Below are 22,957 nucleotides of genomic sequence, written 5' to 3' on the forward strand. Positions count from 1 at the left end.
ATGTCTTCTCACGAATCACCCATCATTCGTCGTAAATCCAGACAGATCATGGTTGGTAATGTACCGGTTGGGGGCGATGCCCCCATTACCGTGCAGACCATGACCAACACCAAGACCACAGATGTCGCCGCCACCATCGAGCAGATCCAGCGGATCGAGCGGGTCGGCGCCGATATCGTCCGTGTCTCCGTGCCCACCATGGAAGCGGCGGAAGCCTTCCGGCTGATCAAGCAGCAGACCCGCATCCCCATCGTTGCCGATATCCACTTCGACTATCGCATCGCCCTGAAAGTGGCCGAGTACGGTGCCGACTGCCTGCGTATCAACCCGGGCAACATCGGCAATGAGCAGCGGGTGCGCTCGGTGGTCGATTGCGCGCGCGACCTCAATATCCCGATCCGTATCGGGGTCAATGGCGGGTCGCTGGAGAAAGATATCCAGGAGAAGTACGGCGAGCCGACCCCAGAAGCGCTGGTAGAGTCCGCCATGCGTCACGTGGACTATCTCGATCGCCTCGATTTCCAGGATTTCAAGGTGAGCGTCAAGGCTTCCGATGTGTTCCTGGCAGTCGGTGCCTATCGCCTGCTGGCCAAGCAGATTGAACAGCCGCTGCACCTTGGCATCACCGAAGCGGGCGGTTTCCGTGCCGGTGCGGTGAAGTCTGCCATCGGTCTGGGTATGCTGCTTACCGACGGCATCGGCGATACCCTGCGTATCTCGCTGGCGGCGGATCCTGTGGAGGAGGTGAAGGTCGGTTTCGATATCCTCAAATCCCTCCGTATTCGCTCCCGTGGCATCAACTTTATCGCTTGCCCATCCTGCTCACGGCAGGAGTTCGATGTGATCGCTACCGTCAATGCACTGGAAGAGCGGCTCGAAGACATCATCACACCGATGGATGTTTCCATCATCGGCTGTGTGGTGAACGGCCCGGGTGAAGCGCTGGTCTCCGACCTTGGTCTGGCGGGTGCCGCCAATAAGAGTGCCTTCTATGAGGGGGGCCAGCGGGTCGATCGGCTCGACAACAAGGATCTCATTCCAACTCTGGAGCGCCGCATTCGCGCCCGCGCCGCCATGCTGGATCCCGCCAACCGGATCCCGATGGACAAGGAGTGAGCGAAACAGGGCCACATTGGGTGGCCCTTTTTCCAGGTGACTGATTTTAAATCCCGCATCCGGATTCCCTGATTTTACCTTGGGGGGGAAAATCCCTATAATGCGGCCAAATTTTACCTCTTTTTCTCGAGTATCAACGTGGCAAAACAGATCCAAGCTATTCGCGGTATGAATGATTGCCTGCCGGAGCAGAGCCCGGTATGGCAGAAGGTTGAACAGATCCTGCGCCAGGTCGTTGCCAGCTATGGCTACAGCGAAGTGCGCATGCCGATTGTCGAGCAGACTCATCTGTTCAAGCGCGCCATCGGTGAAGTGACCGACGTGGTCGAAAAAGAGATGTACACCTTTGAAGACCGTAACGGCGACAGCCTGAGTCTGCGTCCGGAAGGGACCGCCAGCTGCGTCCGTGCCGGTATCGAGCACGGTCTGCTCTATAACCAGGAACGCCGGATGTGGTACATGGGCCCCATGTTCCGTCACGAGCGTCCCCAGAAGGGCCGTTACCGCCAGTTCCATCAGTTCGGTGTCGAGCTGTTTGGCATCAACGGGCCGGACATTGACGCCGAGCTGATCATGCTGACCCACCGCCTGTGGCGTCTGTTTGGCATCAGCGAGCATGTCACCCTGCAGCTCAACACCCTGGGCCAGAGCGCCGAGCGTGCCGCTTACCGCGATGCGCTGGTGGCCTATCTGGAGCAGTACAAGGATCAGCTGGACGAAGAGAGCCAGCGCCGCATGTACAGCAACCCGCTGCGGGTACTCGACTCCAAGGATGAAAAGGTGCAGGCCATTTTGGTGGGTGCCCCGCGTCTGTTCGACCATCTGGGCGAAGAGAGCCTGGCCCACTTCGAGGGGCTCAAGCGCCTGCTCGAGTCTGCCGGTATCAAATACGAAGTGAACGAGCGTCTGGTGCGTGGTCTTGACTACTACAACCTGACCGTGTTCGAGTGGGTCACCAGCAGTCTGGGTGCCCAGGGCACCGTCTGTGCCGGTGGCCGCTACGATGGTCTGGTAGAGCAGCTGGGCGGTCAACCGACCCCGGCCGTGGGCTTTGCCATGGGCATGGAGCGTCTGGTGCTGATGCTGGAAACCCTCGAGCTCAACGCCGATATCCGCCCGGCGGTGGATGTTTATCTGGCGATGGTGGGCGAGGGGACCGAACAGGCTGGCTTCCAGCTGGCCGAGCGTCTGCGCGATGCCCTGCCGGACCTGCGCCTGATGAGCCACTGCGGTGGTGGCAACTTCAAGAAACAACTCAAACGCGCCGACAAGAGCGGCGCGGCAATCGCCCTGATCCTTGGTGAGACCGAGGTGCAAAACGGGGAGATCACTATCAAATATCTGCGTGGTCAGGCCGAGCAACAGACCGTCAAGGTTGACGCCGCCATTGCCCTGCTGGCAGCCAAAGGAGAGTAAGCTGTGGAAGTCTATACCACCGAAGAACAACAGGTTGAGGTTATCAAGGAGTGGTGGAAAGAGAACGGAACCTCGGTGATTGCCGGGACCGTGATCGGTCTGGTCGGTCTGTTTGGCTGGCGCTATTACAACCAGCACCAGCAAGAGACCATGGAGGCCTCCTCCCACTCTTACAACCAGGTGATTGAGCAGCTGGCCAAGGGCGATGCCGCCGGTTTCGAGCAGGCACTGCAGTTTGTCACCGCCAACAAGGGTGACTCCTACGGTGAACTGGCCGCGTTGCAACTGGCTGCCGCTGCCGTCAAGGCGGGCAAGCTGGATCTGGCTGCCGAGCAGCTGGAGCTGGTGGCGACCACGGGTGACGAGAGCATTCGTCCCATCGCGGCGCTGCGTCTGGCCCGTGTGCTGAATGATCAGGGCAAGGCAGATGAAGCACTGGCCAAGCTGGCGACCATCCAGAATGAGGCCTTCAAGGCGCAGGTAGCCGAAGCCCGTGGTGATGTGCTGCAAAAGCAGGGCAAGACCGAAGAGGCTCGTGATGCCTATCAGGCGGCGGCGGATGCCGGCGGCCTGCAGGGTAGCGCCGAGCTCAAGCTGAAAATGGACGATCTGGCCCTGCCGGCCGTTGCGACTGGTGAGGCACCGGATGCGTAATCTATTCAAGATGGTGGCGCTGGGGGCTGCGGTCTCCTTCGCTCTGCAGGGGTGCTCCCTGTTCAGTTCCGAAGAGGATCTCAACCCGATGGCGCCGCTGCCCAAGGTTGAATCTGCCTTCACAGCCGACACCGCATGGTCATCTAATGTGGGTGATGGCATCGGTGACTTCTACTCCCAGCTCAAGCCGGTGGTGGAAGAGGATCGCATCTACGCGGCGGCCCGCGACGGCGATGTCAGCGCCTTTGACCGTGCCAGTGGTGATCGCCTCTGGACCGTCGATCTGGCCGACCTGCCGGTCAACGCCGACAAGCGCAGCGCCCGCCTCTCCGGCGGCCTGGTTTCCCGTTACGGCAAGCTGTTCCTCGGCTCCGAGAACGGGGTGGTCTACGCCCTGAACGAAGAGAATGGCGAAGTGCTGTGGCAGACCAATGTGCCCGGCGAAGTGGTGGCAAGCCCCGCAGTGGAAGATGGCCGCGTGGTGGTGTTGACCACCTCCGGTCGCCTGATCGCCCTCGACACTGATGAAGGCAAGATGCAGTGGTCGCTCTCCGAAGAGCAGCCGCCGCTGACCCTGCGCAGTGCCGGTGCACCGGTGATCACCAACGGCGCCGTGATTTACGGTCGTGCCGATGGCAAGGTGGGCATCGCCCTGCTGAGCAACGGCCAGCCGGTGCGCCAGTCCAAGGTGGCTGATCCGCGCGGTGCCACCGAGCTGGACCGCATGGTTGACGTCGATGCCAGCCCGCTGATTGCCGGTGATGAGCTCTATGCCATCGCCTACAACGGTCAGCTGATGGCGCGCAAACTGATGACCGGCGATGAAGTGTGGAAGCGCAAGTATTCCGGCTATCGCGATCTGGCGATGACCGGTAATGCCATCGTGCTGACCGACAGCCGCAGCCATCTGTTTGCCATCGACCGTCGCAACGGTCTGGAGCTGTGGTCCAACACCCAGCTGGAAAATCGTACTGTCACTGCACCTGTCATCTTCGGTGACTATGTGGTGGTGGGTGATGTGGAAGGATACCTGTATTGGCTTGATCGTACCGACGGTACCATCAAGGCGATGCAGCAGCTCGATAGCAGTGGTCTCTACGCCGCCCCGCTGGTGGATGGCGAGACCCTGTATGTGCAGAGCCGTGACGGCAAGTTGTACGCCCTCAAGCGTCCTTGATCGTCCGATAATGTGAATATCCGGCTCCTGGTCTTCGGACCCGGAGCCTTTGTCGTCTTGAGAATGAGGCTTTTATGACTCCTGTAGTAGCCCTGGTGGGCCGCCCCAACGTGGGGAAATCCACCCTGTTTAACCGCTTGACCCGTACTCGGGATGCCCTGGTTGCCGATTTTCCCGGTCTGACCCGGGACCGTAAATACGGTCAGGCGAAGTTGGGCGAGCTGGAATTTATCGTGGTCGATACCGGCGGTATCGATGGCACCGAAGAGGGGATCGAGCTGAAGATGGCCGAGCAATCCCTGCTGGCCATCGAAGAAGCGGACGTCGTGCTGTTCATGGTGGATGCCCGTGCCGGTCTGACCGCGGCGGATCAAGCCATCGCCGAGCACTTGCGCAAGGCCCACAAGAAGGTATTTCTGGTGGCCAACAAGACCGACGGTATCGACGGTGATTCCGCGGTCTCCGAGTTCTACGGTCTGGCGCTGGGCGAGGTTTACCAGATCGCGGCCGCCCACGGTCGTGGCGTGCTGAGCCTGCTGGAACTGGCGCTGGCCCCCCATCTGGAGACCCTGGTCGACTCCGCTACCGATGAAGATGCGCAGGATGAGGAAGAGGAGGACTTCGACGAAGAAGCCCTGCTGCGCATGGTGGCTGCCGGTGAACTCGATACCAAAGAGGACACCAAGGAGACCCCGTTCGCCGACCTGCCCATCAAGTTCGCCATCGTCGGTCGTCCCAACGTCGGTAAATCTACCCTGACCAACCGCATGCTGGGTGAAGATCGGGTCATCGTCTATGACATGCCCGGCACCACCCGTGACTCCGTTTACATTCCGATGGAGCGTGACGAGCAGAAGTATGTGGTCATCGACACCGCTGGTGTGCGTCGTCGTGGCAAGGTACATGAGACGGTGGAGAAGTTCTCCGTTATCAAAACCCTCAAAGCCATTGAAGATGCCAACGTCTGCCTGCTGGTGATCGACGCCCAGGAGACCATCACCGATCAGGACTTGAGCATCCTCGGCTATGTGCTCCACGCCGGCCGCTCCGTGGTGCTGGTGGTGAACAAGTGGGATGGTCTGGATCAGAAGGTGAAAGAGGATGTGAAGAACGAGCTGGATCGTCGCTTGGGCTTCATCGACTTCGCTCGCGTCCACTTCATCTCCGCCCTGCACGGCAGCGGCGTCGGCCACCTGTTTGAATCCATTCAGGAGGCTTACCAGTCCGCCACCCGTCGTACCAGCACGGCGATGCTGACCCGCATTATGCAGATGGCGCAGGAAGATCACCAGCCGCCGATGGTCAATGGTCGCCGCGTCAAACTCAAGTATGCTCACGCCGGTGGCTACAACCCGCCACGCATCGTGATCCACGGCAACCAGCTGAACGACTTGCCGGACTCCTACAAGCGGTATCTGATCAACTATTTCCGCAAGTCCCTCAAGATCATGGGCTCGCCGATCCGGGTCGAGTTCCAGGAGTCGGTCAACCCGTTTGAAGGGAAGAAGAACACCATGACCCTGAGTCAGGAACGTCAGCGCAAACGGCTGCTGAAAATGAAGAAGAAATAAGCCCTGGCGGCTGCCCTCACCGGCAGCCGCTCTGTTATTCCCCCTGCAGTGGCGTAATGTCTGGCGGGGAGGGGAACCCGCCATGGGCAAGCCTATCGCAGGTTCACTTTATGAGGAGTCGACTATGGAAGCTCTGCTTTGTCCATCATGCCAGGCTGAACTGGATACCCGCAGCAAGGAGCAAACCTGTGGTCAGTGCCAGGCCATTGTGCGGGTCACCGCGCTCTGTCCCACCTGCCATATGGAGCTGGAGCGGCTCAAGGCGTGTGGTGCGGTGGATTACTTCTGCAACCACTGCAACTCGCTGATCTCCAAGCGGACGGTACAGTTCAAGGCTGAGCTGGTTTAAGACGATATTCAGGTGAGAAAGAAGATAAAAAACCCGGCGAATGCCGGGTTTATGCTGTGTGCTCTGCAATAAGCAGGGTATAGGATCGATTTCTGCGCCACAGGTTGCGCTTGATGTCATTAAGCTTGAGTTTGCGTCTGGGGCTCCAGCTGCACTTCGCTTTTCTGACCAGACTGATTTTTCTACGTTTTTGCATCTTGGTCTCCTCCCAACTCAGGTGGCCGTCCCGGCCTTGGGTCATTGATGGAGCCCATCCGAAATTGCTGTTATTTAATCTCTCAACATAATGAAAACAATGCGATTTCGGATAGGCTCCGATGTGAATCGATGGTAACAGAGAAGTTTGTGTGAAGACAGCCGAATAATGGCTGGTTAGCGCATGGTGATCTGATTGACCACTTCGGCGATGATAGTCGGGCGCTCGGCGATCTCCGGCTCGCTGTCGTTGTCGAGACTCTCCCGCTGGTGGGCCTTCTGTTGCTCGTTATCGAGCCAGAGCAGGCTCTGGTAGTACTGACGCACGTTGTTGACATAGTTGCGAGCTTCGCTGCCGCGGGCATAACCGTAGCGCACCTTGCGATGCCAGCGTGCTTGCTGCAGCAGAGGCAGCACATCCTTGACGTCGCTCCAGGCGTCGGGATTCTTGCCGAGCTCTTTGGTCAGGCGGCGGGCATCCATCATGTGGCCGTAACCGATGTTGTAGGCGGTGAGGGCAAACCACACCTTCTCGTCATCGGGCACCGAATCCGGCACCTTCTCCATCATCTGTTGCAGATAGAGGGAGCCACCCTTAATGCTCTCTTCCGGATGAAGCCGGTTGTTGACCCCCATCGCCTTAGCGGTGGGCTCGGTCAGCATCATCATGCCGCGCACGCCGGTGTAGGAGCGGGCCTGCGGGTCCCAGTGGGACTCCTGATAGCTGATGGCGGCGAGCAGACGCCAGTCGATATTCTTGGCGTGAGTCTGGAACAGCGGCTGGTACTTGGGCAGCAGACTCTTGGCGCGCTTGAGGAAGGTGCGGGTATCGACAAAGTCGAAGTTCTGCACGTGGCCGAAGTACTTCTCGTCCAGCTTTGCGATGGCACCATCCATAAATCGCTGACCGAAAAAGTCGATGACGCTGGCGTAGAGGCTGTCATCGGGCAGCTTGCTCATGGCCCAGGCAACAGTCTGCTTCTGGGCCAGGGTCAGCCCTTCGGTGAGCTCGGGGTAGTAGCGCTGACTGCGTGCCAGTACGGTATCCTGCACCACCGTGTAGTCAATCTTGCCATCCACCACCTGCTTGAGCAGCTCCTCCACATCGGCGTTGTGGCTGGTGCTCCAGGCTAGTTTCGGATTCTCTTTGCTCATCTCTTTGAGTAGGTCTTCCCCGGTGGAGCCTGCGGCCACCATCAGCTTGCCTTTTATGTCGTTCAACGAGGCCGGCTTGGGCTTGCCGTTACGGTAGACCAGCTTGGGGGAGACCTGGTAGAAGCCCGGACCGAAGCGAAACAGCTCGCGACGTTCCGGTGTGACCATGATGGCGGCTGCCGCCAGATCGACTTTGCCCTTTTTCAGCAGTGTAACCAGTTCGTCAGTGGTGTTGACCGGGATGATGGTGAGTGTCACCCCCAGCCAGTCGGCATAATTTTGTGCCAGCTCGTAATCGAACCCCTGGGCGAGGTCGTCACGCTGGTAATAAGAGGTGGGACCATAGATGGTGCCAACCCGGATCTCGCCTCGCTGGCGGATCTGCTCCAGCTGGCTGGAGGGGCTATAGAAGTCGCAGCCAACCAGCGTCAGCGTCAACAACAGCCCGATAAACAGTCGAAAAATGCAGCGCAAGTAGGTGAGTACCTTTGTTGAAAAAATCGGCATTTGTCAAAAAAGAGGCACCTTTATACCAGAGAGTGTGCGCAGAGTCACACTGCTCGAAGTGAGAAAAACGTTTGTCCGCTGTGAGCCAGATCCCTATAATACGCGCGTCTCAATTCCCCCCCACTTTAAAACTTGGTGAGAAAGGTCATATGGATATCTTGCGTGGTGCCCCAGCACTGTCTGATTTTCGTGTCCAAAAACTGCTGCAACGCTTCGCACAGATGAGAAACGAGAGTGGAGTAGAGAGCGGAGTAGAGAGCGGAGTAGAGATAGAGGATGTCTATGCCGAGTATGTGCACTTTGCCGAGCTGACAAGCCCCCTCTCTCCCCCCGAGCGAGCGACCTTGGGCCAGCTCTTGCGCTACGGCCCGACCATCCCCGAACACACCCCCAGCGGTCAGCTGTTTCTTGTTACCCCCCGCCCCGGCACTATCTCCCCCTGGTCTTCCAAAGCAACCGACATCGCCCACAACTGCGGCCTGAAACAGGTCAAGCGGCTGGAGCGTGGTATTGCCTATTACCTGACCATCAAGGGGCAGGGTGAGCTGAGCGCCGCCCAGCGCAGCGCCATTGCCGCCGTGCTCCATGATCGGATGATGGAAGTGGTGTTTGCCGAGATGAGCGAAGCTGCCGCCCTGTTTGCTCACCACGAGCCGCGCCCCTTCACCCTGGTGGATGTGCTGGGCGGTGGTCGCACAGCCTTGGCCGAAGCCAACGTGGCGCTCGGCCTGGCGCTGGCCGACGACGAAATCGACTATCTGGTGGAGAACTTCACCAAGTTGGGTCGCAACCCCAACGACATCGAGCTCTATATGTTCGCCCAGGCGAACTCCGAGCACTGTCGCCACAAGATCTTCAACGCCGACTGGACCATCGATGGTGAGCAGCAGCCCAAGTCGCTGTTCAAGATGATCAAGAACACCTTCGAGCAGACGCCGGATCATGTCCTCTCTGCTTATAAAGACAACGCCGCCGTGATGGAAGGGAGCCAGGGTGGCCGCTTCTTCCCGAGCCCGGCCAGCGGCGAGTACCAGTATCATCAGGAGCAAGTCGACATCCTGATGAAGGTGGAGACCCACAACCACCCGACCGCCATCTCCCCCTTCCCGGGGGCAGCCACCGGCTCAGGCGGCGAGATCCGCGACGAGGGTGCCACCGGTCGCGGTGCCAAGCCCAAGGCGGGTCTGGTCGGTTTCTCCGTCTCCAACCTGCGCATCCCCGGCTTTGAGCAGCCCTGGGAGCAGGATTTTGGCAAGCCGAGCCGCATCGTCAGCGCGTTTGACATCATGCAGGAGGGGCCGCTCGGCGGCGCCGCCTTCAACAACGAGTTCGGCCGTCCGGCCATTCTCGGTTACTTCCGTACCTTCGAAGAGGAGGTGCCGGGCCACAACGGCGTCGAGGTACGTGGCTACCACAAACCCATCATGCTGGCGGGCGGTATCGGCAATATCCGCTCCGAGCACGTCCAGAAAGGGGAGATCCCGGTCGGGGCGGCCCTCATCGTGCTGGGTGGCCCGGCGATGAACATCGGTCTGGGCGGCGGCGCAGCTTCCTCCATGGCTTCCGGCCAGTCGGCCGAAGATCTCGATTTTGCCTCGGTGCAACGTGACAACCCCGAGATGGAGCGCCGCTGTCAGGAGGTGATTGACCGCTGCTGGCAACTGGGGGACGACAACCCCATCGTCTTCATCCACGACGTGGGGGCGGGCGGTCTCTCCAACGCCATGCCGGAGTTGGTGAGTGATGGCGATCGCGGCGGGCGCTTCGATTTGCGCGCCATTCCGAACGACGAGCCGGGCATGAGCCCGCTGGAGATCTGGTGCAACGAATCCCAGGAGCGTTACGTGCTGGCGGTGGCCAGGGAGAAGCTGCCGCTGTTCAAGGCGCTGTGCGAGCGCGAGCGCGCACCCTATGCCGTCATCGGTACCGCTACCGAAGAGAAGCACCTGACGCTCTCCGATCAGCATTTTGACAACCACCCCATCGATTTGCCGCTGGACGTGCTGCTGGGCAAGACCCCCAAGATGCATCGCGATGTGGTGACCCTGCCTGCACAAGGCAAAGCGCTCCAACTCGATGGCATCACATTGGGCGAGGCTGCCGAGCGGGTGCTGCGTCTGCCCACCGTGGCGGAGAAGTCCTTCCTCATCACCATCGGCGATCGCAGCGTGACTGGCTTGGTCAACCGCGACCAGATGGTTGGCCCCTGGCAGATCCCGGTGGCTGACTGCGCCGTCACCGCGGCCACCTACGACAGCTACCACGGCGAAGCCATGTCCATGGGCGAGCGCACCCCGGTGGCGCTGCTCTCCCACGCCGCCTCCGCCCGTATGGCGGTGGCGGAAGCACTTACCAACCTGGCACCGGCTCACATCGGTTCCCTCAAGCGGGTCAAGCTCTCCGCCAACTGGATGGCCGCCGCCGGTCACCCGGGTGAAGATGCCGGCCTCTATGAGGCGGTCAAGGCGGTGGGCGAGGAGCTCTGCCCGGCCCTTGGCATCACCATTCCGGTGGGCAAGGACTCCATGTCCATGAAGACCCGATGGCAGCAGGATGGCAAGGAGCACAGCGTCACTTCGCCGCTCTCCCTGCTCATCTCGGCATTTGCCCGGGTCGAGGATGTGCGCAACACGGTTACTCCGCAGCTGCGTACCGATCTCGGTGAGACCGACCTTATCCTCATCGACCTTGGCAATGGCAAGCAGCGCCTCGGCGCATCTGCGTTGGCGCAGGTCTATCGCCAGTTGGGTGACAAGGCGCCGGATCTCGACAACCCGGTCCAGCTCAAGGGCTTCTTCAACGCCATTCAGGCATTGGTGGCCGATCGCAAGCTGATCGCCTATCACGACCGTTCTGACGGCGGCCTGTTCGTGACCCTGACCGAGATGGCGTTTGCCGGTCACTGCGGTCTCGACATCCAGCTCGATCGCATCGGTGGAGAGCTGCTGCCTGCGCTGTTTAACGAGGAGCTGGGCGCCGTCATTCAGGTGCGCCGCGAAGATAAAGAGGCGGTGATGACCCTGCTGGCTGGTCACGGTCTGGCTGCCTGCTCTCATGTGCTCGGCACTGTGCGCGAAGGGGATCTCATCACCCTGCAGCGCGCTGGTCAGGAGGTCTATCGTGCCAGCCGCACTGCGCTGCGCACCATTTGGGGCGAAACCAGCTGGCAGATGCAGCGTCTGCGTGACAACCCTGAGTGCGCCGACAGTGAGCATGCCGCTCGTCAGGACGCCACCGATCCGGGTCTGCATGCCAAGCTGACTTACAACCCGTCCGAGGATGTGGCTGCTCCCTATATCGCCCGTGGGGTCTCCCCCCGTCTGGCGGTGCTGCGCGAGCAGGGAGTCAACTCCCATGTGGAGATGGCGGCGGCGTTCGATCGTGCCGGTTTCGCGGCGGTCGATGTCCATATGAGCGACATTCTCTCCGGTCGCATCAAGCTGGAGGAGTTCCAGACCCTGGTGGCCTGTGGCGGTTTCTCCTACGGTGACGTGTTGGGTGCCGGTGAAGGCTGGGCCAAGTCCATCCTGTTCAATGACAACGCCCGCGAGCAGTTCCAGCGCTTCTTCGAGCGTGGCGATACCCTCTCTCTGGGTGTCTGCAACGGTTGCCAGATGATGTCCAACCTGCGAGACCTTATCCCGGGTGCCGATCTCTGGCCGCGCTTTGTGCGCAACCGCTCCGAGCGCTTCGAAGCCCGCTTCAGCCTGGTGCAGGTGCAGGAGTCCCCGTCGGCCTTCTTCGCCGGCATGGCAGGCTCGGTGATGCCGATTGCCGTCTCCCACGGGGAAGGGCGTGTCGAGGTGCGCGATGCCGCTCACCTGAACGCACTGCAGCAGAGCGGTCTGGTAGGACTGCGCTTTGTCGACAACCGCGGCAGTGTGACCTCGCGTTACCCGGCCAACCCGAATGGCTCGCCGGATGGTATCACCGCCGTGACCACCACCGATGGTCGCGCCACCATCATGATGCCGCACCCGGAGCGGGTGTTCCGCACCGTGGCCAACTCCTGGCACCCCGACAACTGGGGTGAGGACGGCGCCTGGATGCGGATGTTCCGCAACGCCCGGGTTCGTCTGGGTTAATCGCGACTGCGCCAGCGCATAAAAACAGAAACCGGCCAAATTTGGCCGGTTTTTCAATATGGGCTCTGTCGATCAGGTTTGGCCGTGGCCAAGTTCATGAGGGGTAAACTCTCCCCGATCCAGAATACGCAGACAGGCATCGACCACGGCTTCATCCAGCTGGACTCCCCGCATGGCCATGATATGGGTTCGGGCCTGCGCAATCCCCAGGGCAGCACGGTAGGGACGATCCGATGACATGGACTCCACTATATCGGCGACCGTGAGAATGCGCGCTTCCAGCAGGATCTGCTCGCCTTTTAACCCTGATGGATAGCCGGAACCGTCGAGATACTCGTGGTGCTGGTGGATCATCCGGGCTATGGGCCAGGGCAGGGCGATATCCTTGAGCACCAGATAACCCGCTGTCGGATGCTCCTTGACCAGATTGAACTCCTGGGGGGTCAGTTTGCCCGGTTTGGTGAGGATCTCGACAGGGACCTGGATTTTGCCGATATCGTGCACCATGGCGCCCAGATAGAGACCGCGTAGCGGTTTATCACCCAACCCCAGTTCTCGGCCGATGGCCAGCGCCAGGGTAGCGACATGCTTCTGGTGTCCGGCGGTGTAGGGATCGCGTTGTTCCAGCACGGCAGCGATGGCTCCCAGCGCATCCTCCAGGGCCAGCTCCAGTTGGCGGGCATGCATGGCTTTTTCACGCTGGGCGGCAAGATAGGCCTGCTGGGTTCGACGTGCCTGCAGGCCATAGGTCAGGTAGTCGGCCAGTCCGTTGAAGAGATGCACCTCCTCATCGGTGAAGGCTCTGGCCTGCGTGCTGTGAATAAGCAGTCCGCCTGGCACAGTGGCTTGCCACTGCAATGGCAGCAGCAGCCGTCCCCTCAAGGTGGCGGAGTGGTGGACCAGTTCGGTGCCAAGTGCTTCGTTGCGCATCTCGCCTGAACTGATTGCACTGATCAGGGCTGCGTCCCGGGTGAGCCAGTTATCGCTGGCAAACCAGACGGCCTGACCTGCCTGCGCCAGGATCTGTACTCTGTTCTGATCAGCGGTCTGCAGTACGGTCACCAGGGGAAAACGGCCATCGAAAGTGATGGCATCACAGATCTCCTGCAGTAGTGTCTGTTCATCCCCCTGCTTGAGCATGGCATGGTGGGCGCGGGTTATTGCTTCCAGCGTCCAGGTATATTGCTGGAGACGCTCCTGCTGCTGTTTCTGGTCGGTGATATCTTCGAAAAAGACAGCGACACCGATCACCTTGCCCAGCTCATCGTACAGGGGAAACTTGGTGGTACTGAGCCAGCGGTCTTCACCCCCTTTCAGATAGGGTTCTTCGTGATGCCGGGTTGTGCCGCTGGCCATGACCTGGAGATCGTCATCCCGGTAGCGTTGGGCCAGCTCGGCCGGGAAAAAATCGGCATCGCACTTGCCAACCAGTTCGGCCGGGGTGAGGGCCAGATCGTCGGCCAGCAGTCGGTTGCAGGCGATGAAGTGTGAACGGGTATCTTTCAACAGGACGCGATAGGGCAGCTGTTCCATCACCTGATGGAGCAGGGCTGCGGTGGGGTGAGAGCTGACGCCCGGTGGCTGAATGGATGGCGGTAGATCTTTTAACATCATCTTGGTGCAACCAGAGTCAGGTGGTAGTAAAGCGGTAGCCCGCTTGCCAGACGGCGAAACAGGCATCGACCACCTGTTCGTCGTAATGCACACCGGCATAGCGCGTCAGCTCGGCGAACGCATCGGTGAGAGAGAGGGCGCGCCGGAACGGACGGTGGGCCGTCATGGCGGCCAGGGAGTCGGCGACCCGTATAATCCTCGCCTCCAGCGAGATCGCATCCCCCTGTAGCCCTTGTGGGTAGCCGCTACCATCGAGATTTTCATGGTGCTGCATCACTATGGTGGTGATGGGCCAGGGGAAGTCAATCTGTTGCAGGATCTCGCGGCCAGTGTCCGGATGCTGTTTGATCAGTTCGAACTCAACCGGCCTCAGTTCCCGCGGGCGTGTGAGGATCTCCGCCGGGATCTGCAGCAGGCCGATGTTATGCACCATGGCCGCAAGACCCAATCCATCCAGCTGCTCTTGCGGCAGTTGCAGCTGTTGACCTATAGCCAGCGCGAGATCATGCACGCGCCGTTCGTGTCCTGCCGTGACCGGATCTTTGTGGGCAATCGCGGAGGAGAGGGCCGCGATGGTCTGAAACAGCAGGGTGCGCTGGCGCAGCTCGCTTTCCTTGATATGGGTGATGTCGACCAGTGCCCCTATGATTCCAGCCACCTCGCCCTGATGGTCATAGAAGAGATCCTTGAAGTTGAGCACCTGGTAGCGGTGGCCGCTGCGATCAAACAGCGTGTGTTCAAAATATTGCGGCTGCCTGCTGCGCAGCACCTCCATGTCCCTTTGGGTATATTCGTCCGCCATCTCCGGGGGCAGGATTTCGTCCACCCGCTTCCCCTGCAGCTCGGCCTTGCTGATCCCGGTGACCTGGGTAAAGGCCGGGTTGCAGCTGAGAAAGCGCCCTTCGACATCCTTGTAGAACACCGGGATGGGAATGGCCTTGAGCAGGGATTCGTTGAGGCGCTGCATGTCGACCAGCTCGGCTTGCTGGCGCCTGGCGAGCTGTTCGCTGTCCTTGCACAACTGGATGGCGCGCGCCAGATTACCGAGCACCGGGCTGAACAGATGGCAGACCGGCACTGTGTGCTGCTGGGGTTGGGGGGCCAGCAGCAAGATGAGATATCCCCCGTCAACCCTGAGCCGATAGGCAAAGTGGTACGGTCGGCCACCGGGGAGAGGCAAGGTCGTTTGCAGCGCACATTGGTCACCTTCAACAATCCAGGCAGGCAAGGAGAGCAGCGAGCCACTGTGCCGGGATAGCTGATCATCACCAATGACCTTGAGCAGCTCATATCCTTCCCGTTGCTGCTGCAATACCACACCAACCGGTGTGGCACAGTGAAACATAAAGCGCTGCACCACCTTGGTGAGCAGGGCATCGAGTGTGACCTCCCGACCGATGCAGAGGGCGAGATCGCAGACAATGGCCATGGCGTGATCGTTATTCATTGCTAACCCTCGCTGAGACAGAGGATGGCACCGTTGTGAAAGAGCGGGTAATCCCCCGGCCTTACACTTCCTATCTCGCCAAGAGAGAGGGCCCCGACCAGCTCGTGGGCTCCGCTGTGGCTAAAGAGGGTCTCCAGCTCCAGGGTGCTCTGTTCGCCGAAGTGCTGCTGACGGCCGGCGCAGTAATAGATCTCGAGGCGCTCGGGTGTACCGTGCCGGCCGAGCTTTTCGGCCAGTTCGACAGCGTGCTCTGTGGGGCTTTCCGGGGCTTTCAGCAGTGTGAGAATACTGTGGTCAGGCACCTCTCCGACGCAGAGCAGGGCACCGTCGTCGGTAACGGCGACCGGGATCCGCACGATCACATCGCCATTGGCTCGCAGCAACCCCAAGGGCAAATGTACACCGTACCGATAGAACTGCTCTGGTGTGAGGTTTTGCTGGAACTGTTGCCGGATCAGGGATTGATAGCGGCTAAAAGCCGGCTCCCAGTCGATAAAGGAGATCTTGTTGCCTTCACTGCTGGTGGCGAGCATGGGCTGGGCAGTGAGTTGATAGCCGTGCTCCAGCAAGGGGGGACTGTGGGGGGAGAGCAGTGCACAGCTGACCCCATGCCCCAGCAATCTCTGGGTGTCAAACAGGCAGGGCATGGCTGTGAACTGGCCGCTACCTGCATTGACACCCGCATAGTTGACCCTGTCCGCCAGCCTTAGATAGATCCCCTCGAGCAGGGTTGCAATATTGGGGAGCATGGCGTCAAAGGTGAGAAAGAGGGTGGGAACCTTCTCGGTGTCCGGCCATTCTGCCAGTCGGGACGCCAACTGCTCGCAGATGATATCGGCCAGTGTATCGGCACTGGCTGTAGGGGAGAGCGAGAGCAGCAGAGGATTGTGGGATGCTGGTCGGGGCAACAGCCAAGCCCCCCTTTCGTGGAAACCGTGCCGACTGACAAGGCGTGGAAAGATGGCGCCGCAGAGTTGAATGTTGAGGCGCTGACACTGCTGCTGCAGATCGGCAACGCGTGCGGCATCCCGCTCGGCTAGCAACACATCGAGTCGTTGCCCCTCATAGGGAAGCAATGCATCGGCCAGTGGATGCGCATCAAATTGATGAAAAGTAGGCTGCATCATCGCTCGGAACTCCATTCCTGCCAGTCATCAATATATCAGCAAGGGGGTTGGATGAATACCGGACGAGACCAACGGCTGCACGGGGTGTGAGATGCCAACACAAAAGGGTCTCTGCCAGCAGGCAATCCACATAAAAAAGAAACCGGCCACATGGGCCGGTTTTGAAGGGAAATGAGCCGGGTTACTGCAACACCACCTGCTGGAACCCTTGTACCAGACTGATGACCGGCTGGGGATAGAGCCCCAGCAACACCACCAGGGCGGCAGAGAGCAGTACCACCACACCACCGGAGGAGAGCGCCCAGTCGGCGCTGGCATCGCGCTGCTGCATGCCCGGTTCGCGCAGATAGAGGGTCACCATCACCTTGAGGTAGTAGTAGAGACCCAGTGCGCTGCCGAGCACGATGGCGCCGGAGAGCCACCAGAGCTGCGCCTCGACGGTGACGCCGATGAGGTAGAACTTGCCGATAAAGCCGAGGGTCATCGGGATGCCCGCGAGGGACAACATCATCACCGTCAGTACGGCAGTCAGATAGGGGCGCTTCCAGAACAGACCGCGATAGCTGTGCAGGGAGTCGGCATCCTTGCCGCGATAGGGGCTCGACATCATGCTCACCACCCCAAAGGCACCCAGGCTGGTGAACAGATACATCAGCAGGTAGACCCCGGCTGCTTCCACCGGCATCTGGCCGAATCGGCTCGCCACGATCACCGCCAGCAGGTAACCGAAGTGGGAGATGGAGGAGTAACCCAGCATCCGTTTGACGTTGGTCTGCACCAGGGCCAGCAGGTTGCCGACCAGGATGGAGATGACCGCCATGGCTGCCAGCAGCCAGTGGATCATGGGATCGCTCGCCGCCGGTACCGCCAGATAGAAGCGCAGCAGCACGGCAAAGACCGCCACCTTGCTGACGGTGGCGAGGAAGGTGGCCACCGGTGCCGGGGCACCTTCGTAGACATCCGGGGTCCAGAGGTGGAAGGGGGCCAGGGAGAGTTTAAAGGCAAAGCCGACCAGCATTAACCCCAAACCGCCCATCAGCAGTGGATGGTGAGCCGGGCTCTCGGCCAGAGTCTGCCCCAGGGCTGCAAAGCTCAGGCTGCCTGCCTGCGCATAGAGCAGTGCCATGCCAAACAACAGGAAGGCGGTGGCGGCGGCAGAGAGCACCATGTATTTCACCGCGGCTTCCAGCGAGTGGCGCTCGCGGTAGGCGTAACCCACCAGACCGAACATCGGCAGGGTCAGCATCTCGATCCCGATAAAGAGAGAGGCGAGGTGACGGGAGCAGGCCAGCACCAGACCACCGGCAGTGGCGATCAGCAGCAGCAGGAAGAACTCCTCCCGGTTGTCCGGGTAGGCTTTCAGCCAGGATTGGCCGAAGGTGCAGGTGGCCAGGGCGCCGATGAGCACCAGTCCCATGTAGAAGACGGCGTAACTGTCCACTTGCAGCAGCGGGGTGACCCCCTGATCCCCTTGCGCCATCACGATGGGCAGCGAGAACAGAGCAAGGTTGAGGCCAACAATGGTCACGGTAAAGGCGGTGGTGACACAGCGGCGCCAGGCGATGGCCAGCATCAGGGCCGCCATGGCCCCGGTGGTCAACAGCAGGGGAAGCAGTGCCAGCAGTTGGGAAGCGGAGAAAGTCATTGCAGGGCTCCAGCAGTCGGCAGCAGATACCAGTGCAGCACGTTGATAAGGCTGCTGCTGGCGGTATCAATCACGGGTTGGGGATAGAGGCCAAGCAGTACCAGCAGGCCCGCGATCACCATCATCATGGTCAGTTCACGGCGATCAAGCCCCTTGAGCATGCTCTCATCATTGGCGGGGCCAAAGCAGGCGCGCTGCAACATGATAAGGGAGTAGACCGAGGCCAGCACCAGACCGAAGGTGGCAACTGCCGTGATAACCGGGGCAACCTGGAAGCTGCCGACCAGGATCAGGAATTCGCCGACGAAGTTGCCGGTGCCCGGCATGCCGAGCGACGCTACCGAGAAGAAGAGCATCACACCGGGCAGATAGCGCAGGCGCCCCCACAGGCCGCCCATCAGGCGCAGATCCCGAGTGTGCAACCGCTCGTAGAGCTGACCGCAGAGGATAAAGAGGCCGGCAGCGGAGAGACCGTGGGCGATCATCTGCACCACCGCACCCTGCAGGGCCACTTCGCTACCCGAGTAGATGGCGATCATCACAAAGCCCATGTGGGAGATGCTGGTGTAGGCCACCAGCCGTTTGATGTCGGTCTGGGCAAAGGCCACGATGGCGCCGTAGACGATACCGATCAGGCCAAGCACCATGGCGTATGGAGCAAATTCGGCGGACGCTTCGGGGAAGAGCGGCAAGGCAAAACGCAGCAGACCGTAGGCGGCGGTTTTGAGCAAAATACCGGCGAGATCCACCGAACCTGCGGTCGGCGCCTGGCTGTGGGCATCCGGCAGCCAGCCGTGCAGCGGTACCAGCGGCATCTTGACCGCGAAGGCGATAAAGAAGCCCAGCATCAGCAGCCACTGAACGCCCTTGCTCATCGGGGTATTGAGCAGCTCCAGATAGTTGAAGGTGAAGACACCGGTGGCATGCTGGTGGGTCAGCACCAGCCCGATGATGGCCACCAGCATGATAAGGCCCGAAACCTGGGTGTAGATGAAGAACTTGGTTGCAGCGTTGATCCGTGATTTGCCGTCAGTGACCGAATGGCCCCAGAGCGCAATCAGGAAGTACATGGGAACCAGCATCATCTCCCAGAAGAAGAAGAAGAGGAACAGATCCAGCGCCATAAAGACGCCGAGCACGCCACCCAGGATCCAGAGCAGGTTGAGGTGGAAGAAGCCGATGCGCTGCACGATCTCTTTCCACGAACAGAGGATGGCCAGCACCCCGATAAAGCAGGTGAGGATCACCATCAGGAGCGACAAACCATCCACCGCCAGATGCAAAGAGATGCCAAAGCGGGGGATCCACGGCAGGCGCCACTCGGCGGCCCAGGCGGAGGCAGCACCGGTGACGCCCGCGCTGTCGAGACCCGTGGTGGCAAGGGAGAAGTCACCACTTAGCCAGATGGCACAGGAGAGCAGCAGGCTGGCGCTCATGGAGAGCAGGGCTACCCAGCGGACAAACTGCCCGCCGAGACGCTCCATCTGCCAGCAGAGCAAGCCGCCGATAAAAGGAATTAGCAAGATCCAGAGTAAGGTCACGGTATCAGCTCTCGTTCAAGTTCATATGAGATTGCGCTCCCTGTTCCATCAGGGAGAGCAAACAGCCTGGCTGTATGATTGTCCGGTTGTTCATCGCGTTACCCCAGCAGCAACAGCGCCAGCACCAGCACGGCGCCGATCCCCATGGAGGCGGCATACCAGCGCAACTTGCCGGTCACGGTCCAGGCCAGCAGCTGGTTGCCACGCAGGGCAAGCCAGGCGGGCAGGCCCATCATCCAGTCCAGCGGATCCTGCCCGACCAGACGGGTCGCCAGCAGATAGGGTTTGACCCACAGCTGGTCATAGAGCCAGTCAAAGCCCCAGGCGTTGAACCAGAGGGTGCTGAGCAGATGGCCCGGGGTGCTGTTGGCAATGGAGGTGGCCAGACGACGTTCACCAAGGAACAGAAACGCGGCCAGTGCGATGCCAGCAATGGCGATGATGCCGGAGGTGATCTCCAGCGCATGGCGACCCTCTTCGATATGGTCCCCCGGGCCTGCGGGTAGTACACCTGCCAGTGGCGGGGTGATCAGCGCGCCTATGCCAGTGGAGAGCACCAGCAATACCAGCAGCGGCAGATGGTGAGCCAGACCGTGGCCCGCATGGGCTTTGGTCTGCTCTTTGCCATGGAAGGCGATAAAGATCAGCCGGAATGTGTAGAGCGAGGTGAGGAATGCCCCTACCAGACCTGCCCACAGCAGCGCGCTTTGGCCAGAGGCTTCTACTTGCCACAGGATGGCATCCTTACTGTAGAAACCGGAAGTGACCAGCGGCAACGCCGCCAGCGCCGAGCCCCCCACCAGGAAGCAGGCATAGACCAGCGGCAAACTCTTGCGCAGGCCACCCATCTTGAAGATGTTCTGCTCATGGTGGCAGGCAACGATAACGGCACCGGCGGAGAGGAACAGCAGCGCCTTGAAGAAGGCGTGGGTCATCAGGTGGAAGATTGCCCCTTCCCATGCGCCGACACCGAGAGCCAGAAACATGTAGCCAATCTGGCTCATGGTGGAGTAGGCGAGGATCCGCTTGATATCGGTCTGAACCAGCGCGGCAAAGCCTGCCAGCACTAGCGTGATGGCGCCAACCTGCCCGACCAGATGGAGGATCTCTGGCGCCAGCAGGAACAGGCCGTGGGTACGGGCAATCAGGTAGACACCGGCGGTCACCATGGTGGCGGCGTGGATCAGCGCTGAGACAGGGGTCGGGCCTGCCATCGCATCCGCCAGCCAGGTTTGCAGCGGCAGCTGGGCCGATTTGCCGACCGCGCCGCCTAGGAGCATCAGGCAGGCCAGCGACAGGGCAGGGGAGCCCTCGGCAAACAGGGTCGGTGCGCGCACCAGCAGCTCGTGGATATTGAGGGTGCCCAGTTCCCGATAGAGGATAAACAGGCCGATGGCGAGGAAGACATCACCCACCCGGGTCACGACAAATGCCTTGAGGGCCGCCGCTCCGTTCTTGCGATCCTTGTAGTAGAAGCCGATCAGCAGATAGCTGCACAGCCCTACCCCTTCCCAGCCGAGGTAGACAAACAGCAGGTCATCGGCCAGCACCAGAAACAGCATGCTGGCGATAAAGAGGTTGGTGTAGGTGAAGAAGCGGGAGTAACCCTCTTCCCCGCGCATATACCAGGAGGCGAACAGGTGGATAAAGAATCCCACCCCGGTCACCACCCCCAGCATGGTCAGCGACAGGCCATCCAGTGCCAGCGAGAAGCTCGGGGTAAAGTTGCCCACCGCCATCCATTGCCACAGGCGCTGGACATAGACGCCCCCCTCGGGCGGGTTGCCCAGAAAGTCGATGCCCACCCACAGGGTAGTGAGGGCCGACAGGCCAATGGAGCCTACCCCGATCAGCGCCGAGGTACGCTCGCCAAACCGGCCGAGGGAGAAGGCCAACACCAGCCATCCCAGCAGCGGAAATAGAAAAGTCAGATATAAGAGGCTCATCCGCGCATCTCACTCACAGTGTCCACGTTCAGGGTGTGGTAACGACGATAGAGCAGCAGTAACAGGGCAAGGCCGATACTGGCCTCCGCTGCCGCCAGAGAAATCACCAGGATATACATGATCTGGCCATCGGCCTGGGCCCAGCGGCTACCCGCCACCACAAACGCCAGTGCCGAGGCATTCATCATGATCTCGATACTCATCAGGATGTAGAGCAGGTTGCGGCGGATCAGCAGACCGCACAAGCCGATGCAGAAGAGCACCGCGGCCAGCAGGAGGCCGTGCTCCATGGGGATTCCATTCATTGCTGACCTCCTTCTTGTGCAGAGCGGGATGCTGTGCAGGGGACGGAGAGCACTTCACCGCTCTTCTCTTCCCGACCTAGGTGATAGGCGGTTACCAGACCCGCCAGCAGCAGGATGGAGGCAAGCTCCACCGCCAGCACATAGGGGCCAAAGAGCTCGACACCCACCTGCTTGGCGGTCACCTCGGTCACTCCGATCAGGCCCCCGGTCACCCCGAGAATGCCGTGGGCCAGGAAGCCCAGCAGGATCAGCGAGAGCAGGGCTGGGCCCCCCCAGGTCATGGGGGTGAGCCACTTTTTCTCCTGTGCCTGGGCACTCCCCAGGTTCAGCATCATCACCACGAACACGAACAGCACCATGATGGCGCCGGCGTAGACGATCACCTGCAGGGCCCCCGCAAAGGCGGCACCCAGGCAGAAGAAGATCATGGCCACGGCGATGAGGGAGATGATGAGATTGAGCAGCGCATGCATGGGATTGCTGGTGCTGATCACCCGCAGCGTGCTGTAAATGGCCACCAGGGCCGAGGCATAAAATGCCAGTTCCATGATTGACTCCTCAGGGCAGCAGGCTCTTGACATCGATGGGCTTGGCTTCGTTTTCGGCATCCCCTTTCGGCTTGCCGTCGATGGCCATCCCGCTCATGCGATAGAAGTTGTAGTCCGGGTATTTGCCGGGCCCGCTGATCAGCAGATCCTCCTTCTCGTACACCAGATCCTGGCGGCGATACTCACCCATCTCGAAATCCGGTGTCAGCTGGATGGCGGTGGTGGGGCAAGCCTCTTCACACAGGCCGCAGAAGATGCAGCGAGAGAAGTTGATGCGAAAGAACTCCGGATACCAGCGACCATCTTCCCGCTCGGATTTTTGCAGTGAGATGCAGCCGACCGGGCAGGCAACTGCGCAGAGGTTGCAGGCCACGCAGCGCTCGTCCCCGTCGGGGTCGCGGGTCAGCACGATGCGACCGCGGTAGCGGGGGGCCGCATAGACTGCCTGCTCCGGATAGTTGAGGGTTTCACGGGGCCGCCAGGCATGGGAGAAGACCATGGCCAGACTGCGTAACTGGGTGCCGACACCCTGAATAATGCTAACAATTTTCATATTGAG

General features: G+C 60.5%; 17 protein-coding genes. 7 read left to right on the top strand and 10 right to left on the bottom strand.

What is annotated here, in order from left to right; genetic code table 11:
• The 6 genes from ispG to G5380_RS00630 all read left to right on the top strand — a co-directional run bounded on the left by ispG (window position 1) and on the right by G5380_RS00630 (window position 6,283).
• Entirely contained in the window at window positions 1-1,116 is a 1,116-nt protein-coding gene (gene ispG, locus G5380_RS00605; RefSeq protein WP_005333801.1) for a flavodoxin-dependent (E)-4-hydroxy-3-methylbut-2-enyl-diphosphate synthase, read from the top strand.
• 138 nt (window positions 1,117-1,254) lie between these two features.
• Window positions 1,255-2,532: a histidine--tRNA ligase gene (gene hisS / locus G5380_RS00610; RefSeq protein WP_033136069.1), complete on the top strand. Its 1,278-nt coding sequence runs from the start codon at window positions 1,255-1,257 to the stop codon at window positions 2,530-2,532.
• Window positions 2,533-2,535: 3 nt separating this feature from the next.
• The gene (locus tag G5380_RS00615) at window positions 2,536-3,186 is read left to right on the top strand and encodes a YfgM family protein (RefSeq protein WP_421352194.1); all 651 of its coding nucleotides are present in this window, start codon (window positions 2,536-2,538) and stop codon (window positions 3,184-3,186) included.
• Window positions 3,179-4,363, top strand: coding sequence for an outer membrane protein assembly factor BamB (gene bamB / locus G5380_RS00620; RefSeq protein ID WP_088869218.1), 1,185 nt, complete (start codon window positions 3,179-3,181; stop codon window positions 4,361-4,363). Before G5380_RS00615 ends, bamB begins: the two co-directional genes overlap by 8 nt.
• Before the next feature lie 74 nt (window positions 4,364-4,437).
• Window positions 4,438-5,934: a ribosome biogenesis GTPase Der gene (der, locus tag G5380_RS00625; protein ID WP_005333794.1), complete on the top strand. Its 1,497-nt coding sequence runs from the start codon at window positions 4,438-4,440 to the stop codon at window positions 5,932-5,934.
• Window positions 5,935-6,058: 124 nt separating this feature from the next.
• A complete protein-coding gene (locus tag G5380_RS00630) occupies window positions 6,059-6,283 on the top strand; it encodes a zinc ribbon domain-containing protein (RefSeq protein ID WP_227340752.1) in 225 nt (74 codons plus the stop codon).
• Window positions 6,284-6,655: 372 nt separating this feature from the next.
• On the opposite strand, the gene mltF is transcribed toward G5380_RS00630, so the two are convergent.
• Window positions 6,656-8,140, bottom strand: a complete 1,485-nt coding sequence (gene mltF / locus G5380_RS00635) for a membrane-bound lytic murein transglycosylase MltF (protein WP_266133867.1) — start codon at window positions 8,138-8,140, stop codon at window positions 6,656-6,658.
• Between the two features lie 149 nt (window positions 8,141-8,289).
• On the opposite strand from mltF, the gene purL reads away from it, so the two are divergent.
• Window positions 8,290-12,225 carry a phosphoribosylformylglycinamidine synthase gene (gene purL, locus G5380_RS00640; RefSeq protein ID WP_421352195.1) on the top strand — a complete coding sequence of 1,312 codons (3,936 nt, stop codon included), beginning with the start codon at window positions 8,290-8,292 and terminating at the stop codon, window positions 12,223-12,225.
• 72 nt (window positions 12,226-12,297) lie between these two features.
• On the opposite strand, the gene G5380_RS00645 is transcribed toward purL, so the two are convergent.
• The 9 genes from G5380_RS00645 to nuoI form a co-directional block, all read right to left on the bottom strand.
• Window positions 12,298-13,839, bottom strand: coding sequence for an HD domain-containing phosphohydrolase (locus G5380_RS00645; RefSeq protein WP_254203392.1), 1,542 nt, complete (start codon window positions 13,837-13,839; stop codon window positions 12,298-12,300).
• 16 nt (window positions 13,840-13,855) lie between these two features.
• Window positions 13,856-15,286 (bottom strand): HD domain-containing phosphohydrolase, encoded by a 1,431-nt coding sequence (locus G5380_RS00650; RefSeq protein WP_421221516.1) that lies wholly within the window; start codon window positions 15,284-15,286, stop codon window positions 13,856-13,858.
• A 2-nt stretch (window positions 15,287-15,288) separates the two neighbouring features.
• Window positions 15,289-16,413 (bottom strand): FIST signal transduction protein, encoded by a 1,125-nt coding sequence (locus G5380_RS00655; RefSeq protein WP_216962189.1) that lies wholly within the window; start codon window positions 16,411-16,413, stop codon window positions 15,289-15,291.
• Between the two features lie 181 nt (window positions 16,414-16,594).
• Window positions 16,595-18,058: an NADH-quinone oxidoreductase subunit NuoN gene (gene nuoN / locus G5380_RS00660; protein ID WP_227340747.1), complete on the bottom strand. Its 1,464-nt coding sequence runs from the start codon at window positions 18,056-18,058 to the stop codon at window positions 16,595-16,597.
• Complete coding sequence (gene nuoM, locus G5380_RS00665; RefSeq protein ID WP_416245898.1) at window positions 18,055-19,599, bottom strand: NADH-quinone oxidoreductase subunit M; 1,545 nt, start codon at window positions 19,597-19,599, stop codon at window positions 18,055-18,057. Before nuoM ends, nuoN begins: the two co-directional genes overlap by 4 nt.
• Window positions 19,600-19,697: 98 nt before the next feature.
• Entirely contained in the window at window positions 19,698-21,545 is a 1,848-nt protein-coding gene (gene nuoL / locus G5380_RS00670; protein WP_421352196.1) for an NADH-quinone oxidoreductase subunit L, read from the bottom strand.
• Entirely contained in the window at window positions 21,542-21,850 is a 309-nt protein-coding gene (gene nuoK, locus G5380_RS00675; protein WP_005337247.1) for an NADH-quinone oxidoreductase subunit NuoK, read from the bottom strand. The genes nuoL and nuoK overlap by 4 nt, the downstream gene beginning before the upstream one ends.
• Window positions 21,847-22,398 carry an NADH-quinone oxidoreductase subunit J gene (gene nuoJ, locus G5380_RS00680; protein ID WP_421352197.1) on the bottom strand — a complete coding sequence of 184 codons (552 nt, stop codon included), beginning with the start codon at window positions 22,396-22,398 and terminating at the stop codon, window positions 21,847-21,849. The genes nuoK and nuoJ overlap by 4 nt, the downstream gene beginning before the upstream one ends.
• 10 nt (window positions 22,399-22,408) lie before the next feature.
• Window positions 22,409-22,951, bottom strand: coding sequence for an NADH-quinone oxidoreductase subunit NuoI (gene nuoI, locus G5380_RS00685; protein WP_005337245.1), 543 nt, complete (start codon window positions 22,949-22,951; stop codon window positions 22,409-22,411).
• Between the last annotated feature and the right edge of the window lie 6 nt (window positions 22,952-22,957).

The organism is Aeromonas sp. 604443 (genome assembly GCF_049170315.1).
Classification (GTDB): Bacteria; Pseudomonadota; Gammaproteobacteria; order Enterobacterales; family Aeromonadaceae; genus Aeromonas; species Aeromonas veronii_A.

What these genes read in the sequence shown, in the direction of transcription:
- G5380_RS00645 (WP_254203392.1), bottom strand. Translation starts at nt 13,839, where the DNA reads ATGATGTTAAAAGATCTACCGCCATCCATTCAGCCACCGGGCGTCAGC.
- G5380_RS00650 (WP_421221516.1), bottom strand. Translation starts at nt 15,286, where the DNA reads ATGAATAACGATCACGCCATGGCCATTGTCTGCGATCTCGCCCTCTGC.
- G5380_RS00655 (WP_216962189.1), bottom strand. Translation starts at nt 16,413, where the DNA reads ATGATGCAGCCTACTTTTCATCAATTTGATGCGCATCCACTGGCCGAT.
- nuoI (WP_005337245.1), bottom strand. Translation starts at nt 22,951, where the DNA reads ATGAAAATTGTTAGCATTATTCAGGGTGTCGGCACCCAGTTACGCAGT.
- nuoK (WP_005337247.1), bottom strand. Translation starts at nt 21,850, where the DNA reads ATGAATGGAATCCCCATGGAGCACGGCCTCCTGCTGGCCGCGGTGCTC.
- nuoJ (WP_421352197.1), bottom strand. Translation starts at nt 22,398, where the DNA reads ATGGAACTGGCATTTTATGCCTCGGCCCTGGTGGCCATTTACAGCACG.
- der (WP_005333794.1), top strand. Translation starts at nt 4,438, where the DNA reads ATGACTCCTGTAGTAGCCCTGGTGGGCCGCCCCAACGTGGGGAAATCC.
- mltF (WP_266133867.1), bottom strand. Translation starts at nt 8,140, where the DNA reads ATGCCGATTTTTTCAACAAAGGTACTCACCTACTTGCGCTGCATTTTT.
- G5380_RS00630 (WP_227340752.1), top strand. Translation starts at nt 6,059, where the DNA reads ATGGAAGCTCTGCTTTGTCCATCATGCCAGGCTGAACTGGATACCCGC.
- nuoL (WP_421352196.1), bottom strand. Translation starts at nt 21,545, where the DNA reads ATGAGCCTCTTATATCTGACTTTTCTATTTCCGCTGCTGGGATGGCTG.
- ispG (WP_005333801.1), top strand. Translation starts at nt 1, where the DNA reads ATGTCTTCTCACGAATCACCCATCATTCGTCGTAAATCCAGACAGATC.
- purL (WP_421352195.1), top strand. Translation starts at nt 8,290, where the DNA reads ATGGATATCTTGCGTGGTGCCCCAGCACTGTCTGATTTTCGTGTCCAA.
- bamB (WP_088869218.1), top strand. Translation starts at nt 3,179, where the DNA reads ATGCGTAATCTATTCAAGATGGTGGCGCTGGGGGCTGCGGTCTCCTTC.
- nuoN (WP_227340747.1), bottom strand. Translation starts at nt 18,058, where the DNA reads ATGACTTTCTCCGCTTCCCAACTGCTGGCACTGCTTCCCCTGCTGTTG.